Origin of the sequence: Permianibacter aggregans (genome assembly GCF_009756665.1) — a bacterium.
Lineage (GTDB): Bacteria > Pseudomonadota > Gammaproteobacteria > Enterobacterales > Permianibacteraceae > Permianibacter > Permianibacter aggregans.
In genome coordinates this window covers 888,521-905,354 of sequence record NZ_CP037953.1, presented here as the reverse complement: position 1 = coordinate 905,354, position 16,834 = coordinate 888,521, and the positions used below count along the sequence as shown (strand labels likewise).

The 16,834-nt window shown below is 53.9% G+C and carries 15 protein-coding genes; 5 read left to right on the top strand and 10 right to left on the bottom strand.

All coding sequences use genetic code 11. The features are described from left to right. Positions 1–232: 232 nt before the first annotated feature. The 3 genes from E2H98_RS04195 to E2H98_RS04185 all read right to left on the bottom strand — a co-directional run bounded on the left by E2H98_RS04195 (position 233) and on the right by E2H98_RS04185 (position 2,524). Entirely contained in the window at positions 233–1,252 is a 1,020-nt protein-coding gene (locus E2H98_RS04195) for an IS110 family RNA-guided transposase (protein ID WP_157591239.1), read from the bottom strand. A gap of 117 nt (positions 1,253–1,369) precedes the next feature. After that, positions 1,370–1,693: a heavy metal-binding domain-containing protein gene (locus E2H98_RS04190; RefSeq protein ID WP_456299535.1), complete on the bottom strand. Its 324-nt coding sequence runs from the start codon at positions 1,691–1,693 to the stop codon at positions 1,370–1,372. Between the two features lie 81 nt (positions 1,694–1,774). Next, the gene (locus tag E2H98_RS04185) at positions 1,775–2,524 is read right to left on the bottom strand and encodes a glycerophosphodiester phosphodiesterase family protein (protein WP_133593780.1); all 750 of its coding nucleotides are present in this window, start codon (positions 2,522–2,524) and stop codon (positions 1,775–1,777) included. Between the two features lie 60 nt (positions 2,525–2,584). Here E2H98_RS04185 and E2H98_RS04180 point away from each other — a divergent pair, with 60 nt between their 5' ends. Beyond that, the gene (locus E2H98_RS04180; RefSeq protein WP_133593782.1) at positions 2,585–3,817 is read left to right on the top strand and encodes a nucleoside recognition domain-containing protein; all 1,233 of its coding nucleotides are present in this window, start codon (positions 2,585–2,587) and stop codon (positions 3,815–3,817) included. Positions 3,818–4,244: 427 nt separating this feature from the next. Here E2H98_RS04180 and E2H98_RS04175 read toward each other — a convergent pair whose 3' ends face one another. Further along, positions 4,245–4,838 (bottom strand): class I SAM-dependent methyltransferase, encoded by a 594-nt coding sequence (locus E2H98_RS04175; protein ID WP_133593784.1) that lies wholly within the window; start codon positions 4,836–4,838, stop codon positions 4,245–4,247. Positions 4,839–4,960: 122 nt separating this feature from the next. On the opposite strand from E2H98_RS04175, the gene E2H98_RS04170 reads away from it, so the two are divergent. The 3 genes from E2H98_RS04170 (at position 4,961) to queF (ending at position 7,737) form a co-directional block, all read left to right on the top strand. After that, entirely contained in the window at positions 4,961–5,293 is a 333-nt protein-coding gene (locus tag E2H98_RS04170) for a DUF1820 family protein (RefSeq protein WP_133593786.1), read from the top strand. Positions 5,294–5,296: 3 nt separating this feature from the next. After that, positions 5,297–6,334, top strand: a complete 1,038-nt coding sequence (gene rlmM, locus E2H98_RS04165; RefSeq protein WP_133593788.1) for a 23S rRNA (cytidine(2498)-2'-O)-methyltransferase RlmM — start codon at positions 5,297–5,299, stop codon at positions 6,332–6,334. Positions 6,335–6,921: 587 nt separating this feature from the next. Next, positions 6,922–7,737 carry an NADPH-dependent 7-cyano-7-deazaguanine reductase QueF gene (gene queF, locus E2H98_RS04160; protein ID WP_133593790.1) on the top strand — a complete coding sequence of 272 codons (816 nt, stop codon included), beginning with the start codon at positions 6,922–6,924 and terminating at the stop codon, positions 7,735–7,737. A 13-nt stretch (positions 7,738–7,750) separates the two neighbouring features. On the opposite strand, the gene E2H98_RS04155 is transcribed toward queF, so the two are convergent. The 6 genes from E2H98_RS04155 to E2H98_RS04130 form a co-directional block, all read right to left on the bottom strand. Next, a complete protein-coding gene (locus tag E2H98_RS04155) occupies positions 7,751–9,406 on the bottom strand; it encodes a putative bifunctional diguanylate cyclase/phosphodiesterase (protein WP_162848232.1) in 1,656 nt (551 codons plus the stop codon). Between the two features lie 109 nt (positions 9,407–9,515). Continuing rightward, a complete protein-coding gene (locus tag E2H98_RS04150; RefSeq protein ID WP_133593794.1) occupies positions 9,516–10,346 on the bottom strand; it encodes a GGDEF domain-containing protein in 831 nt (276 codons plus the stop codon). Between the two features lie 89 nt (positions 10,347–10,435). Beyond that, on the bottom strand, positions 10,436–11,470 hold the full coding sequence (locus tag E2H98_RS04145) for a MaoC family dehydratase (protein WP_133593796.1): 1,035 nt from the start codon (positions 11,468–11,470) through the stop codon (positions 10,436–10,438). A 333-nt stretch (positions 11,471–11,803) separates the two neighbouring features. Then, positions 11,804–12,709, bottom strand: coding sequence for an HpcH/HpaI aldolase/citrate lyase family protein (locus E2H98_RS04140; RefSeq protein WP_133593798.1), 906 nt, complete (start codon positions 12,707–12,709; stop codon positions 11,804–11,806). A gap of 31 nt (positions 12,710–12,740) precedes the next feature. Next, a complete protein-coding gene (locus E2H98_RS04135; protein WP_133593801.1) occupies positions 12,741–14,345 on the bottom strand; it encodes an acyl-CoA synthetase in 1,605 nt (534 codons plus the stop codon). A gap of 24 nt (positions 14,346–14,369) precedes the next feature. Beyond that, positions 14,370–15,500, bottom strand: coding sequence for an HpcH/HpaI aldolase/citrate lyase family protein (locus E2H98_RS04130; RefSeq protein ID WP_133593803.1), 1,131 nt, complete (start codon positions 15,498–15,500; stop codon positions 14,370–14,372). A 265-nt stretch (positions 15,501–15,765) separates the two neighbouring features. On the opposite strand from E2H98_RS04130, the gene E2H98_RS04125 reads away from it, so the two are divergent. Continuing rightward, positions 15,766–16,758 carry an HpcH/HpaI aldolase/citrate lyase family protein gene (locus tag E2H98_RS04125; protein ID WP_133593805.1) on the top strand — a complete coding sequence of 331 codons (993 nt, stop codon included), beginning with the start codon at positions 15,766–15,768 and terminating at the stop codon, positions 16,756–16,758. Positions 16,759–16,834: the final 76 nt, after the last annotated feature.

The window sequence follows — 16,834 nt, the reverse complement described above, 5'->3', positions numbered from 1 at the left end:
GCAAGCCATCGTCGAAAGCGACAAAGGAATGAGACTGCAAACGTATATCCGACCTGTTGATGAGCGTATCAATCGCTCTGGCCATAATGGTTTTCGCTCACACCGTGCCTATCGAATTCGCGGCCTTTCCTGTTCAGGAGGCCGTCGCACCTAGCGGCATCATGGTGTGCCGGTCTTACCGTTGTGCCATTCTCGATGACTTGGCAATCTCTGGTGGGTTAACTCCTATCGCTTAATTGCTCTTCCGATAACACTGGCCTTTGCTCAACAACGCCCAGATGATGCGCGCGTTTTTGTTGGCCACGGCGACGGTGGTGACATTGGTATCGCGTCTTGCCTCCAATGCCTGGATGTTCAGGCTGCGTGCATCGTGTTTTTTTCGGCTGGCATTTACCGCCGCTCGGGCGCCGTGAATCAGCAAGGTTCGCAGTAATGGATTTCCGCGCTTGCTGATACGTCCCAGACGCTCTTTGCCTCCGCTCGAATGTTGCGTTGGCACCAAGCCCAAATACGCGGCAAATTGTCGCCCGCTGCGAAATTGTTTGGCATCACCCACTTGCGCAACTAATGCCGAAGCATTGATGGGGCCAATGCCTTCGATGGCCAGCAGTCGCTGAATGCGTTCATCGTTTTTCACGCAAGCCAGCACCTGCTTGGTCAGGGCATCGAGTTGTGCACTCATGAACGTCAGCTCGTCATAAAGCTGACGCAACAGTTGCCGCATCAACGGACACAGCTCATTGCGCGGTTCGTCGATAATCGCCGGCAACTGACGACACAATGCCGTGGCGCCATGCGTCGAGATGACAATGCCGTGCTCAGCCAATAACCCTTTGGTTTCATTGATGAGCGCGGTGCGGGCACGGGTTACTCGTTGACGCACCCGATGTAAGGCTTGCAGTGCCAGTTGCTCCGGTGGCTTGACCGTGACAAAGCGCATCGTCGGTCGTGACAGCGCTTCACAAATCGCTTCGGCGTCATTGGCATCGTTCTTATTGGATTTGACATAGGGTTTGACGAACTGCGGCGGCATCAGCTTGACCACATGGCCCAGGCTCGTCAGCCGGCGTGCCCAGTAATGCGCACCCGCACAGGCTTCCATGCCAATCAGCGTCGGGGCCAGCTTGGCGAAGAACGGCAGCATCTGTTGACGGCTGAGGCGTTTGTTCATCACTGGTTTGTCGTGGTCATTGACCGCATGAAGTTGGAAAACCTGCTTTGCCAGGTCGATTCCGATGCGCTTAATATTCATAACGGACTCCTTCCTTCTGTGACTGAAACGTTACTTCAACTTCAGTCTGGCACTTCGATGCCGTGGATGGGAGGAGTCCATACCATCAAATTCATTCGGACGATCTTCAGACGATTTTCAGCGCACTTCAACCGCCGTACCGCTGGCCGACACCATCAGCATCGAGCCATTCTGGCCAATGACTTCGTAATCCAAATCGATACCGACAACCGCATTGGCGCCTTTGCTACGGGCGGCGTCGACCATTTCCTGTATCGCCATTTCACGGGCATCGCGCAGTGCGTTTTCGTAAGCACCGCTGCGGCCACCAACGATGTCGCGCACCGAAGCGAGAATATCGCGGAAGATATTGGCCCCAACAATCGTCTCACCGGTAACAATGCCTTTGTAGGCGACGATTTGTTTGCCTTCGATATTTGGGGTTGTCGTGGTAATCATCATGCGCTCCTTTGTTGCCTGCTGATCAGCCTAGCGTTTGCTTGCGGTCGAAGACCATTTCAAAACGTAAGCAAGTATGGCAACTCATAGTTTCAGTGGAAAATCGCTGAAGATGCTACTTACGCCCATAGCCAAAAGCTTTCGTGCTTCGTTGGCGTCGTTGACGGTCCAAATCAACGTTGGAATGCCGCGGGCGTTCAGTTGCTGCACCCTCTCGGCGCTGATCAGTTTGCGATCATAGTTGAACGTGCAGGTACCCAGCTCTTGCGTCCGCTCAAGAATATGGCGCAGTGTCGTGCGCCGTTCCATCAACAAACCTCGCGGTAACTCCGGCATGCAGTCGCGTGCGGCACGCAGCGACTGAATCGAAAAGCTGGAGATAAAGAGCGGCAGCTGGCCGACCAGTTTCTCTTGCTGCAACAGCGTTGCCACCGCGCGTGCCGTTTGCACGTAATCACCACGATTCGGCTTCAGCTCGATATTGACGCCGACACCTTTGGCTCGGCAGAAATCCAGCACCTCGATCAGGCGCGGAATGCGGGTGCCACGAAACGCCGGATCGAACCAACTGCCGGCGTCGAGTTTCTTCAGTTGCGCCCAACTCATTGCTTGCGCTCGGCCGCGGCCAGTGCTGGTGCGTTTCACGTCGTTGTCATGCAGCACAATCAGCTCGCCACTGGCACAGAGTTTGGCATCCAGCTCGACAAAACGCAGGCCATGTCGCGCGGCCGCTTCGAAGGCCGGCATGGTGTTTTCCGGCGCGACACCAGCAAGACCCCGATGGCCGATCAGTTTTGGCAAATCCAGTTTCATCGACTTCGAATTCAGCGCCATGCTTGTTGTCGTCGTAGCAACTCAGTAAGGTGAGCATATAACAATGAACGCGAACGACAGATGCTGAACTTCATTTGGTTGGGATTTTTTCTGCTGGCGGCTTTGGCGGCGCTCTGGCAGTTTCTGGTTCTCGGTCAGCAGGGTATTTTCACCGCGCTGGTCAATGAATCGTTTGCGATGGCGCGGCTGTCGGTCGATATCGCCATCGGCATGATCGGCCTGCTCTGTTTCTGGCTTGGTTTGCTGAAAATCGCCGATGCGTCCGGCATTACCGGCACCTTATCGCGCTTGTTCACGCCACTGTTTGCGCGGGTGCTGCCGGAAGTGCCGCGCGGCCACCCGGCTATCGGCAGCATGGCGATGAATTGCGCGGCCAATATGCTTGGCCTCGATAATGCCGCAACGCCCATTGGCCTGCGCGCGATGCAGGAACTGCAAACCCTGAATCACGACGAACAGGTCGCCAGCCGCGCCCAGATGCTGTTCATGGTGCTCAATACCGCCTCGGTCACACTGTTTCCGGTCATGGTCATGATGTACCGGCAACAAGCCGGCGCCAGCGATCCGGCGGCAGTGTTTCTGCCGATTCTGCTGGCGACGATGTGCGGCACGATTGCCGGTTTGCTGTCGATTTCGCTGTGGTTGCGGCTGCCGATTTGGGATCGGGTCGTAGGTCTGTACCTTCTGGCCGCCATGGCCGTCGTCGGCACGTTGTTGCTGCCAATGCTCTGGCTACCGCGCAGCGCCTTGGCCGATTATTCCTCGACGCTCGGCAGCGGGCTGTTGCTGGCAGCCATCATTGCCATTCTCGGCTTCGGTGCGCTCAGAAAAGTGCCGGTGTTCGAACGCTTTATCGACGGCGCCAAAGAAGGCTTTCAGTTGGCCGTGACGCTGATTCCTTACCTGGTCGCGATGTTGGTCGCCATCGGTTTGCTGCGGGCCAGTGGCGCGATGGATTTATTGCTGGATACGGTGCGCGCAGCCGTAATCGGCTTTGGCGGCGACACCGCTTTTGTCGATGCCTTGCCGACTGGTTTGATGAAAATGCTCTCCGGTTCCGGCGCCCGGGCGATGATGCTGGAAACGATGCACGAATTTGGTGCTGACAGTTTTCCGGCAATGGCGGCGTCGGTGATGCAGGGCAGTTCCGAGACAACGTTTTATGTATTGGCTGTTTATGGCGGCGCCGTTGGCCTGAAGCGGGTAGGAGCGGCCTTGCCTTGTGCGTTGATTGCAGATGTCGTCGGTATTACCGCCGCGATTCTGATTAGTTACTGGTTTTTTGTCGTTTGAGCGCGAAAGTCTGGACGCTCTTTTGGCGCATGACCCAGCACAAAAACACTCAGGGTTAGTCCTCACTTACTGCTTCAATTCAGCACTTTCGGGAGCCTCATTGACAATTTTGTGACGCCACTAGTCCACAGCCCGGCATTTGGCGCGTTGCAGCGTCAAAAAAACATTAACGGTCAAGCAGGAATCTCAGCAGAGGCTTACATGCGCTATGTAAGTTGTTGAAAAATATATCATTTAATAAACTGGTCAAAAAATAACCAATTCAAGGTGAGGCCCGAATTACTCGGTGATCGAGCCCGGTTTAAGCGCGTTTTCACCAGAGTTATCCACAGAAAATGTGGAAAGAATATGTCGGTTTTGTGAAACGTTTTTTGAGTCTAGATTTTCCAAGGATTCGCTGCCGTGAAACCTGTTTGGCGAACAAAAATCAGCCTTCCTTGACCGCTTGCGAAATGGTGTATCGGGCGCCCTGCTTTAGCTTGTCATAATTGCCGAACACTTCTTTGAAACTGCGTTTGATGAAGTCGCGCAGACCGTTGATCGTCACCACGACAATCCGACCGCCCGGCTTCAGGTGATGGAGCGCGTCGTAGAAGTACAGGTAGAAAAGTTCGTTGCCGGCTTTGGCTGGCAGGTTCGACACCACCAAATCGAATTGACGGTCGCCCACTTCCGACAAACCATTCGACAAAAACACCTCGGCGTTACTGATGCGGTTGGCCTGCAGGTTGCGGCGGGTGTATTCGACGGCAACATAGTCCTTGTCGATCAAGGTATGAAAGCCTTGCGGTGCCATTTTTGCCAGCGTCATGCCGAGCACGCCGTAGCCGCAACCGACATCAAGGCTGCTTTCATGCGGGGCAATTTCGGTGTGCTCCAACATCAGCAGCGAGCCTTCATCGACCTCTTTCGGCGAGAACAGCCCGTGCGTGGTCGTGAAGGTAAACGGGTAGCCCATGACCGTCGCCTGAAAATGCAAATCGGCGCGGTAGCGTTCAGCGGTGGGGTGTTTGGAAGGCATCGGGACGTCGGTTCCGCAGGCTGGGCAAAATTTGCGCGCAGGATACCGCCTGAGCACAGGTGACGCCAGCCGTTGTGCTACCATTGCGCCCCTTTTTTACCGCAATGCTAAGCACGAAACCGATGGCCGAGCCACGTCTGTACCGGATCATTTTCCTCAATCAGGGCAACCACTACGAGTTGTACGCGCGCTATGTCTACCAAAGCGACATGTGGGGCTTTGTCGAAATCGAGGAGCTGGTGTTCGGTGAGCGCTCACAGCTGCTGGTCGACCCGGCCGATGAAAAGCTGAAATCGGAATTCGAAGGCGTGCGCCGCAGCTACATCCCGGCTCACGCCATCGTCCGCATCGACGAAGTGACCAAGGTTGGCGAAGTGCGCATCACCGACGCCAAAGGCGAAAAAGTCACGCCATTCCCGGCCGGCATGCCGCGCCCGGGCAAGAAACCGGAATAAACCATGAGCGTATTGGTGCTGTATTGCCGGGCCGGCTTTGAAAACGAATGTGCCGCCGAAATCGAAGCGGTGGCGGATGCCTGGAAGTTTTCCGTTCAGGCAGAGATTCTTGATATTGGTGGTCTGGTCATTGCTGAAGGCGATGTCGCGCGCTTGGCGCGCGAGCTCGACATCATGTCGCTGGTATTCACGCGGCAATGGTTTCTCGGTGAGCAACTTACGCTGGACCCGAAGAATCGGGTGCAAGGCATTCTCGAAGGCTTGGGTGGCCAGAAAGGCGAGACGCTCTTTATCGAAAGCCCCGACTCCGAACAGGGCAAGGAATTGGCCGGTCTTTGTCGCGCCATTCGTGCGCCGCTGGAGCAGGCGCTAAAGAAAAACAAGCAACTGCAAGCCGAGCATGACTACCGTCTGCATGTTTGTTTCGTCGATGGCACGCTGGCCTATGCCGGTGCAGTCCGCCGGGATCGTTCGCACCCTGAACCGATGGGCATTCTGCGCCTGCGCAGCCCGAAAGATGCGCCGTCACGCTCGACACTGAAACTCGAAGAAGCGCTGCAGACATTCATTCCGCGCGATGAATGGCCGAATCGCCTGAAGCCGAAAATGCGCTGCGTCGATTTGGGTGCGGCACCGGGTGGCTGGACTTATCAAATGGTGCATCTGGGCTTGAACGTCACCGCCATCGATAACGGTCCTATCGATAAAAAGCTGATGGACTCAGGCCAAGTCAAACACTTGAAAGCCGACGGTTTTACCTACAAGCCGGAACGCACGCCAGTCGATTGGCTGATCTGCGATATGGTCGAAAAGCCCATGCGCGTCGCGCAACTGCTGGCCAAATGGGCCAGCCTGCGCTGGTGCAACGAAGCGATCGTCAACCTGAAATTGCCGATGAAAAAACGTTTCGAGGAAACCGAGCGTTGTATGGACGTGATCGCCGATGCGCTGGAAAAGAAGAACCTCGATTACGAACTGCGCGCGAAGCATCTATACCATGACCGGGAAGAGATTACGGTTCATGTCCGGGTGTTGGGATAGGGGAAACTGATTAAGTCAAAATTAGCTGTCATACCCGCGTAGGCGGGAATCCATTGATTTTGAGTGGTTCTGGATACCCGCCTACGCGGGTATGACTCGGCAGAAACATTCGGTTTATTCTGCGGTTTCCCAAATTCTGTAAGATTCGAATCGCTTCTCAGGTTTGAAAATCGAAGTCTTGGACATCGAAAAGAAAAATCGGGGTCCCCATATGAGCCAGCCGGCAACGACGTGCTGTAGGCCGGGTACAAGCGCAGGGACAGCGGTTGTAGCACTGTTGAGGCATGGATGCCGAGTCAGTGCGGCCCGAGCCGTAAGCATGTTGTTGACGGAACGGCCTGCTCGAAGCAGATCAACGATTCTGGCGAATTGGGGCGCGATAGATGTACACCATCCAGGTGTGCACCCATTGGGCGCCTCCGGCGTCCAAATTTGCTCCGGGCAAATTTGTCTCTTTGGATACTTTCTCTTGCGCGAACAAGAGAAAGTATCTCGCCCGCCGGGGCGAGACCCGGCAAACCACGAAATCAAAAGCGCTATGCTTACTCCACGAAATGCGTAGTCGCTGCAACGTCAGGTAAAAGAAAATGGCACAAACCGAACTCTTACTCGGCAAACCGGTTCTCTACAAAGACCAGTACGATCCCTCGCTGCTGTTCCCGGTGCCACGCTCGCAAAACCGCGAGCAATTGCCGCCGAATATCGCCTTTCATGGCGTCGATATCTGGAACGGCTACGAACTTTCCTGGCTCAATGAAAAAGGCAAGCCGGAGGTCGCGCTCGGCGAGTTTGCCGTGCCTTACGATTCGCCGAATCTGATCGAATCGAAATCATTCAAGCTCTATCTGAACAGCTTCAATGGTTCGCGCTTTTCATCGATGGATGATGTTGCCAAGAAAATGAGAACGGATTTGAGCGCCGCTGCTGGCAAATCCGTCGAGGTGACGCTGAAGTCGGCCGGTGAAAATGTCATGCGTCCGCAATGGCCGGGTGATGGCGTGTGCATCGATGAGCTGGATGTGGCCTGCCAAGACTACGAGGTCAATGCCGATTTGCTGCGCTGTGTAGATAATCCGGAAACCGCGCGCGAAACGCTGTACTCACAACTGCTGAAATCAAACTGCCCGGTTACCGGCCAACCCGATTGGGCGACTGTCGTCGTCCGTTATCGCGGCCCGAAAATTGATGAGGGTGCATTGCTGCAATACATCGTCTCGTTTCGCAATCATGCAGAATTCCACGAGCACTGCGTCGAACGGATGTTCTGCGACATCATGCAACGCTGTCATCCGCAGCAATTGAGCGTATTCGCTAAATATACTCGGCGCGGTGGTTTGGATATCAATCCTTTTCGCTCGAACTACGAGGATTGGGTGGACAATCGGCGAGCCGCCAGGCAGTAGCGATTACGTCGGTTTAGTATCGGGCCAGATAATCACCGACGCTTTCCGGTTTGGCGTAGAGATAGCCCTGCACATACTGGCAGCCCAGCGCTTGCAGGCATTCAATCTGCTCAGCGAGTTCAACGCCTTCTGCCAACGGTTTCATACTAAACGTATTGGCAATGTTCAACATCAAGGTGACCAACTGGCGTTGCTTGTGGTCATCTGTGATGTGAGTAATAAAGCTTCGATCAATTTTCAGCTTTTGAATCGGAAATTGACTCAGATAACTTAATGACGAATAGCCGATACCGAAGTCATCCAAAGCGATAGCGATGCCCGTCTGATTTATTCGGTTCAGATTGCTCAAGGTTTCGCTGTGATGGTGGAGCAGACTGTCTTCCGTTATCTCGATTTCAAGGAATTTTCCCGGCAACTCGCTGGCGTGAATGATGGCAAGCAAATGCTGTACATGCGTCGTGAGTTCGATTTGTGTGGGCGACAAGTTGATCGACAGTGGCACGGGTGTTGTCCCGTTTCGCAGCAACTGCTTTTGTATCGCGATGGCTTGGTGCAGAACCCATTCCGACAGCTTTGGCATTAAACCCATTTTCTCTACAATAGGGATGAATTCCATCGGCGAATGCGTGGTGCCATCTGCTTCTGTCCAACGCAATAGCATTTCCGCGCCGACCAGTTGCTGGCCGTCCATGGTGAATTGCGGTTGCACGACAACATGAAAGGCTTGCGATGCCACCGCCTGAAACACTTTTTGCTCCAGCCGAAATTGTTCGCTGCTGTGATGTTGGTGTAATTGATCGTAGACAATGACTTCGTTGCTGGCCTGACGCTTTGCCAATACGCAAGCCGTTCTTGCTTGCTCAACCAATCTCCATGCGGAGTCGGTTTGCGGCGTGGAAATGGATGTGCCTACCGCCAATCGCAGGAACAGCCGCTGTTTGCTTTCGTTGATGAAGTAGGGCTTTCTGACGGCGCTGTCCATGCGACTGATCAGCGTATGAATCGCTTCTGGATTGTCCTCGACCAAAACACCGACAGCATAATCGTCGTCGGCGATATGGGCGATAATGCCGTTGTGTTTGGCAATAAACCCCAAGCGATGTTGCAGAATCGAGAGCACTTTGTCGCCAATATGGTAACCCTCACTCTCATTGACTGAACGAAAGCCAACGATATCCAGGACAAAAACAACGAGGCATAGTTCGGTCTGTTTGGCGACCTTCAGTCGCTTGCCCAGCTGAATGGAAAATTCCGTTCTGGGCGTACTGGATTCACCTTTCCTGAAGGTGGCGGGAAACGAGGCAAGGTAATGGTCGAATGGGAGTGGGTGCAAAAAGAACAGGAACCAAGCATGGACGTCATTATCCTGAGGAGTCGTTACAACCACTTGATAGAATCGGCGGACGCCAGAGACCTCACGGATCAACAGCTTTCGTTTTGCGGTCAGTTTGTGTTGCAGATCATCGGCAACTTTTTTCCGTAGTCGCGGTTGATTTTTTTCGATTGCAAAAAAGTGCCGACAGAATTCCAGCGTGTTGATGAGTCGTGTAAAGCTATGGTTACCACGCCAACAGCTAAGATTGTTCGATACGACAACCGCAGGTGTTGTCGTGCCATCCAACACCCAGTCATGAGGGGTTGCCGTGACGACGTGTTCCGGAAGATACACATTGAACCCTTGGTCTACTCCCGCCGGGAGCGATTGAACCAGTGTAGACAAGCGCTAGGGTTTTGGATGCGGCATAATAAAAAATAATGTATTTGTGTAAATGTAATGGCTAAGGGGGGTCTTTATGGGCTCGCTTGGTCGCATACATTCTGGCATCAGCAGCCGCCAACAATTCGGCCAGCTTTCGGTCCGGGTTGTCGATGTAGTCAATACCAATACTCATCTGAACCGGTAGTTGCATCGCACACATTTGTCGCTCAAAGACTTGTCGTACCTTTCCCAACGCGGCATCACTCACCGATGGATCGACATGAGCCATAAAAATGGCGAACTCGTCACCACCCAATCTACCCGCGATATCGTAGGGGCGGATACTGCATCGAATCGCTATGGCAGCCAGTTTCAGTACTTCATCACCAGCCTGATGCCCCAGTGAGTCATTGATTTGCTTAAAGTTATCCAGATCAATATAGGCAAGGCAGCCAACCCCATGTTGTCGATTGATGAGTGCCAGCATGGCATCTGCTTGCTCAATAAAGTAACGGCGATTAGGCAAGTTGGTCAGCGAGTCAAAATTGGATAATACCCTTAGCATTCTCAGGGATTTAACGAGCCAAACCAGCAAAAAAGTAAAGGCCAGCAAAAAACCTTCGCGCACCAACACATTCCATAGCAACACCAGGTGGTGTGCATAGATTTTGCCGCTGAGCAATTCTGAGGCGGTCCAGGCCCCTGCGGCGATAATCGCTGTGCCATAAGCCAGAATTGGTCGACCGAGTAATGCAGAAAGGATGATTGGCAACAGATAAAACAATGAAAATGTATATTCAAAACCCGTTAACGTATCTGTCAGGGCTACAACCAGTAACAGCGTAAGCGAATAGGTCGCAACCAATAAGCTCGGGTGGGGATTTTCGGGAATCGTCAAACGAAAACGCACGACATCCGCTCCGGTGGTGCAGATGGGCGCGAGTATAGTTCAGTCTTGCGATTTCAACTGAGCGCAAACGTGATGAGCAATGCGTGCTGTTATGCCATCAACACCCAATAATCCCAACGCAGCACAATATGTTCCGGCAGCTTTTGCGCTAGGCTCAAATCGGCCAAATCATCCAAGTCACAGCCAGCCAATTCCTTTTTGCTACCAAACGTCACGATGCGCAGGGCATTGATATTACCCGGCAGATGCTGGTTATCAAGCACGACGCTGGCGCTGTAAATGGTGTCGTTGGCGTAGCTGGGGTTGGCATGGGTACCGCCGTTGAAGCCGGCAATCCATAACGCGTTTTCCAAGCCGTTGAAACTCATTGCTTGACACAGCGACATGATATGGCCGCCATAAACGAGGCGCTTGCCGGCCATATGGGCGCCATCAAAATGCACGCGGGCGTTGTTCTGGTAGAGACGGGTGGCAAGCATATGATCGCTGTCACCAATGGTGATGCCGCCGCCGTGGCTGATGATTTCGCCGACCTTGTAATCGGCAGCATACTTTTTCGAGCCGCTGTAGCGGTGCCAGTCGCGCGATGCTTTGAAATGCGAGGGTACGGGTAGCTCGCTGGCTTCAAGTTGTGAAGGTAACTCCGGTACTGTGTTGTGGCCGGTAGCCCTGCTGATATCTCGTTTGTGCACCATGACCCAGCGTTTCCACGACACGGCAATGCGGTTGCTTTGATTGCGCGCCGTCGAGTGCACATAAACGATACCGGTTTTTCCGGAACTGTTTTCTTTCAGACCGATCACTTCCGATTCGACGAATAGGGTATCTCCCGCGTAAACCGGCGTGATAAATCGGACATCGGCATAACCGAGATTGGCCACCGCATTCAGTGACACATCCGGCACGGTTTTGCCGAACGCAACATGGAACACCAGCATCGGATCGATCGGCATTTTTTCCAGGCCGAGCAATTGCGCTGGCTGGTGGGCGCTGTATTGTGGAAAGCGCGAGCCATAAAGCGCGATGTAAAAGGCGGCGTCGCCTTCAGTGATCGTGCGTGGCGTCGCATGCGTGATTTTTTCGCCGATGTTGAAATCTTCAAAAAAACGTCCGACCGTCATCATTCGTCTCCGTGGCTAAGCGAGCCGCTTATCAATTGCTTTGTCTTTCCCGCGTAGGTGGGAATCCAGAAATCATAAATTTACCGCGCTGAAGCTCACTTTATTCGTTACTACCCGAGTGCTGTGTTTTCTGCCCCTCGCCCCTGGTGGGAGAGGGGGCGAAATTACGCTGCAAAGTTGATTTCTGAGCAGAATTTTTTACAGAAATTTACGACACAGACTAAAACTGCTAGGGCTTTCGATTTTCGAGGCTCCCCCTCTCACTAACCCTCCCCCACCAGGGGGGAGGGAATCAAAAGCCAGCGCTTTGAAACTAAGCGAGAGCGCTGTATACATTTATCGCCGCTTAACCTGCCCCAACAACTCCGTCTGGCCCAAATCATTGACCGCCTCGTAAACGGCAATGACTCGACGCGCCCATTCAATCATCGCTTGCTCAATCAAATGGTCATCGATAATTGCTGTGCTCATGCCTTTCGATTCGGCTTCCTTCAATGCTTCGATGATACGCAAAGCGCGATCCACATCGCCGCGCTTCGGCGTGAACGCATCATTGGTGTAGGCGAGCTGCACCGGATGAATCACAGCTTTACCATCGAAGCCTAGATCACGCGCTTGTCGGCAAGCAAACTCGCAGTTTTTCACGTCTTTCAAATCGAAATGCGGACCATCGACAACGCCTTTGCGATGGGCGCGTGCGGCGAGAATGGTCAGGCTCAAGCTGGTCAGCAAACCGGTGCGTTCCGGTGTCAGCGACAGCTTCATTTCATTGGCCAAATCGGTGGTGCCCATAACGAGGCAGCACACGCGATCGGAGGCGCCGGCAATTTCCTCGGCACGTAGTACGCCGAATGGGCTTTCGATATTGGCCATCAACTGAATTTTCTCGCCGCCGACTTCATCGAGTGCTTTAACGGTGTCGATGATCTGCTGTTTGCTTTCCACCCGTGGCAGCAAAATGGCGTTGATCGGCAGGCTGGCGGCCAATTCCAGATCGCCATGGCCCCACGGCGAGTTCAGCGGATTGATCCGGACAACGGTTTCCGAGCGGCCGAAATCTTTGTTGTTGAAGGCTTCTTTAAGGGTTGAACGCGCGCGTTCTTTCAAACTCGATGGCACCGATTCCTGCATGTCAAAAATAATGCTGTCGCAATGCAAGGCACGGGCTTTTTCGATATGCCGTTCTACATGGGCCGGAACGTACAACATCGTGCGGCGGGGGCGGTAAGGAATGGCGTTCATCGTTGGGGGCTCCGTAATGCGGTCTTATCGTTCAGGCTTGCGGCAACATTTCGATCAATTGCTTGCGCAATACTTTCCCGTTCTTGGTGCGCGGGAATTCATCGAAAAAGAAAATTCGTTTCGGTACTTTGTACCCGGCCAGCTCTTTTTGTGCAAATGCCAGTAACTCCTGTTCGCTGGTTTCGACGCCGGGGCGGCGAATGACGCAGGAAACGACCAGGGTTTTGCTGGCATCCAGCACTTGTCCCAGCGTCACACAGTCGGCAACGGCCGGGTGGCTTTTCATCACGCGCTCAATCTCATGCGGTGACACGCGATAGCCGAAGGATTTGATCACATCATCCTTACGACCCATAAACCAGATATAGCCTTGCTCATCTTCCCAGGCGAAATCGCCGGTCAGGAACAAGCCTTCGCGGCGCTGCTTGGCATTCTCTTCCGGCAAGCGCCAGTATTCGAGGAACAAGCCCGGATCATCAAGCGGAATGGCAATCATGCCTTCGTCGCCTTTCGATATCGGCTTCAAGCTTTCCGGATCGACAAGCTGGACATCATGGCCAGGCTGACGCAAACCGGCAGCGCCCGGCTGCGGTTTTTTTTGCGGCGGATGCGAGATATAGTAAGAGAATTCCGACATGCCGATCGCTTCGAAAATCGGTTGGCCAAATCGTTCTTGCCAGGCAATCAACACGTCATCCGACAAATGCTCGCCGGCACACATGCAATGGCGCAGCGTCGGCACATCGTGTTTGCTGGCGGAAGTTTTTTGCAGGATCTGACGGTAAATGGTCGGCACGCCGATGAATATCGTGCAGCGGTGTTTGGCAATCAGGCGCGTCCACAAACCCGGATCGTTCGGGCCTTCGTAGGCGATAACCGTGTGGCCCTGATACAACGGGTCCATCAACGCCGTGCCGAGCACGTAAGTCCAGTTGAATTTACCCGAATGCAGAATGCGATCCTGATTCTTGAAATCAAACCAGTTGGTCGCGGCCGGAATACGGCCAATCAAGGCGCGGTGCGCGTGCAGCACGCCTTTCGGATAGCCAGTGGTGCCGGAGGTGTAAACGAGATAGGCTGGGTCATCGGCGCGCGTTGGATGCGAATTAGCAATTGGCGCATTCGTTTGCAGCAAATCGCGCAGCGCGTGCAGTTTCACGTGCGTGCTTTGCACATTGGCCGGCAAACGATCACAACCGGATAACCAGACTTGTTTCAGCGATGGCACATCGTCGAGCTTTTCTTGCAGTTCCGGCCACATATCGACATGGGCCACGAGCACATCGGCTTCGGAATCTTTGGCGAGATAAGCCATTTCGCTGGCTGAAAGCAAAGTCGAGGAGGGCACGGCAATGCAGCCGGCTTTCATCGCACCGAAAAAGCTGATCGGATAAGCCAGTGAATTTGGCAAACGCACCAAAACCCGTGCGCCGGGTTTTACGCCTTGCGCTTGCAATGCGGCGGCAAAACGGCTGCTTTGCTCAGCGAGTTGTTTGTAACTGATACGTTCCTCGCCCAGCGTTGCATCTTCGACGATCATCGCAATCTGATCGGCATTTTTTCCGCTGGCCTGGGCATCGGTACACGCCACCCCGATATTGAATTGCTCCGGGACTTGCCACTTCCATTCCGACATACGTTTGCTCCTCCGTTCTTATTTTTAGACCAGACCGTACGGCCAGTTTTCGCGGATGACGTGCACCGGTAGTTTCTTCAACACTTCCAGCGCAAAAGTCTTGTGTTCGGCGCTCAAACTTTGCAGCGCGTTGGCGCGCAGCAAAGTTTGCAGGGCTTTACCGAACATCGGCGGGTCGAGCATTTCGCCGTCGAAACGAATGGCGCCGCCAAGCAGCGCGTCGGCTTCAATGGCGGCTTTCAGCACATTGACGTCGCGCTGGATTTTCATTGGGCTGGGCGTGAACGCCACTTTGCACAGATGGATATGGGCCGGGTGAATGACTTGTTTACCGGTCAGACCCATTTGCGTTTCTTCAACGGCGTGCTGGTAAACGATTTGCGCTTCGCGGTCGCCATGCAGATCGAGCCAGCGGCGAATATCGTGCGGTTCGATATAGTTCTCCGGCATCGCCGTAGCGTTCAGCAGCACTTCGACGCCGCCAATCACGCCTTTACCGGCGATACGGGCTTCGAACAGCAGCATCATCAAATAGGTGCGCAGTTCGTTAATCCAGTTTTCCGGCGTCAGGTGAATCGCCATCGCTTTTGAGAAATCGTGAATACCGAACACCACGTGCTTAACGGTGGTGTAAGCCATCATTTCCGGTGCGATTTTCAAACTGCGCGGGTGTTCGACAATAGGCTGGATGCTGATTTTCGGGTTGACGTTAACCAGCCAACCGGACAAATCCCGAATTTCAGCGGCGCCATAGACTTCGCCGGCCTTGGCCAGAATGATCACGTCGATGAACGGCGCCATGTCTTTGATCAGCGCCAGATCTTTGTCGTATTCGGGGGTGCGGAACGGGTTGATACGCAGGGCAATCTGGAAGCTGCGGTCTTTCAATTCGCCGAACGAGGGCAGCTCCTGACGCAGCAACTCGCGGCTCATGTCCTTCTGCCGGCAGCCGTCTTCCAGGTCGAAAAGCAGCGTGTGGGCCTTGCAGGCGCGGGCGTATTTGCGCATCCGCTCGGCGGCCTGTTCCATCGTTTCGTAGATGCCCTGGGCCGGGTTGTATTTGACCGGCGGATAGTACAGTTGAATGCCGGGCCAGGGGCCTCCGAGCACCAGTTCCTCGTTGATATCCTTCAGGAACGCGTGTTCTGTCATCATCGTTTTTTCCCTCCTCGCCAGGCGGCAAGCCTTATCCGGACTGGTGTGCAGCCACTGGTTGGACCTACTAGTGCGTTGCAATATAACCATTCAAACGATCATTTGAAATACCCGTTTGAAACTTTGTCATCCTGTGTTAGTAATATCCGACGTTTGCATCGCACCAAATACCTATTGCCCGCCGGCAAGGCCGGGCTATGCTGGTGCCGAAGCCCCAATTACCGAAAAACAAGTTACCGAAAAAATAAGTCAATAGGAGATCGTTGTGAGCAAGCCCGTCCATCCTGATGTTGCCCTGTTCGAAGGCGAACGCCCGTTCCCGGTACTGGCCAGTTGCGAGCATTTCGCCGGTAGCGAAAAGCTGATCAACAAAGCCCTGGCGCTGCAAGCCGAACTCGGTCCGGTGTTCGACATCACCTGCGACTGCGAAGACGGCGCCCAAGCCGGTCAGGAAGCGGAGCACGCCGCGATGGTGGCCCGCGTCATCAACTCCGAAGCCAATAAATACAACCGCGCCGGTGTGCGCATTCATGACTATAGCCATGAATTCTGGCGCAAGGACATTGACATCCTGCTGAGCCAGGCCGGCGAGCGCATTGCCTACATCACCATTCCGAAAAGCACCAACGTCCGCCAGGCCGAAGAAATGGTGGCCTACCTGCAAGACAAATGTCGTCAGCTGCATATCAAACGGGAAATTCCGGTGCATATCCTGATTGAAACTCATGGTGCGCTGCATGATGTCTGGCAGATTGCCACGTTGCCGTGGGTAGAGGTACTCGACTTTGGCATGATGGATTTCGTCTCCGGTCATCACGGCGCCATTCCGGCCAGCTGCATGCGCTCACCGGGCCAATTCGAGCACCCACTGTTGGTGCGCGCGAAAACCGAAATGGTCGCGGCAGCATTGGCGAACGGTGTGGTGCCAGCGCACAACGTCACGCTCGATCTGAAAAATGCCGAGCAAACCAAAGGTGATGCCAAACGTGCACGCTACGAATTTGGTTTCCTGCGTCAGTGGAGTATTTATCCAACACAGATTCAAGCGATTGTCGAAGCGATGCAGCCAGATTTTTCCGAAATCGAAGACGGTGCCGAGATTCTGCTGGCCGCGCAAGCCAACAACTGGGGCCCCATCCAGCACAAAGGCGAGCTGCATGACCGCGCGACCTATCGCTATTACTGGACGCTGTTGAAGCGGGCTGAGAAGTCTGGACTGAAAGTGCCGGATGCGGCGAAGAAGGCTTTTTTTTCTTAAGTATCGATGAAGGAGGAGATGAATCCACCTCTCCTCCTAATCGCATTTCTTACTAAAAGTCCTTTTCTGACCTACA

What these genes read in the sequence shown, in the direction of transcription:
- E2H98_RS04195 (WP_157591239.1), bottom strand. Translation starts at nt 1,252, where the DNA reads ATGAATATTAAGCGCATCGGAATCGACCTGGCAAAGCAGGTTTTCCAA.
- E2H98_RS04190 (WP_456299535.1), bottom strand. Translation starts at nt 1,693, where the DNA reads ATGATGATTACCACGACAACCCCAAATATCGAAGGCAAACAAATCGTC.
- E2H98_RS04185 (WP_133593780.1), bottom strand. Translation starts at nt 2,524, where the DNA reads ATGGCGCTGAATTCGAAGTCGATGAAACTGGATTTGCCAAAACTGATC.
- E2H98_RS04180 (WP_133593782.1), top strand. Translation starts at nt 2,585, where the DNA reads ATGCTGAACTTCATTTGGTTGGGATTTTTTCTGCTGGCGGCTTTGGCG.
- E2H98_RS04175 (WP_133593784.1), bottom strand. Translation starts at nt 4,838, where the DNA reads ATGCCTTCCAAACACCCCACCGCTGAACGCTACCGCGCCGATTTGCAT.
- E2H98_RS04170 (WP_133593786.1), top strand. Translation starts at nt 4,961, where the DNA reads ATGGCCGAGCCACGTCTGTACCGGATCATTTTCCTCAATCAGGGCAAC.
- rlmM (WP_133593788.1), top strand. Translation starts at nt 5,297, where the DNA reads ATGAGCGTATTGGTGCTGTATTGCCGGGCCGGCTTTGAAAACGAATGT.
- queF (WP_133593790.1), top strand. Translation starts at nt 6,922, where the DNA reads ATGGCACAAACCGAACTCTTACTCGGCAAACCGGTTCTCTACAAAGAC.
- E2H98_RS04145 (WP_133593796.1), bottom strand. Translation starts at nt 11,470, where the DNA reads ATGATGACGGTCGGACGTTTTTTTGAAGATTTCAACATCGGCGAAAAA.
- E2H98_RS04140 (WP_133593798.1), bottom strand. Translation starts at nt 12,709, where the DNA reads ATGAACGCCATTCCTTACCGCCCCCGCCGCACGATGTTGTACGTTCCG.
- E2H98_RS04135 (WP_133593801.1), bottom strand. Translation starts at nt 14,345, where the DNA reads ATGTCGGAATGGAAGTGGCAAGTCCCGGAGCAATTCAATATCGGGGTG.
- E2H98_RS04130 (WP_133593803.1), bottom strand. Translation starts at nt 15,500, where the DNA reads ATGATGACAGAACACGCGTTCCTGAAGGATATCAACGAGGAACTGGTG.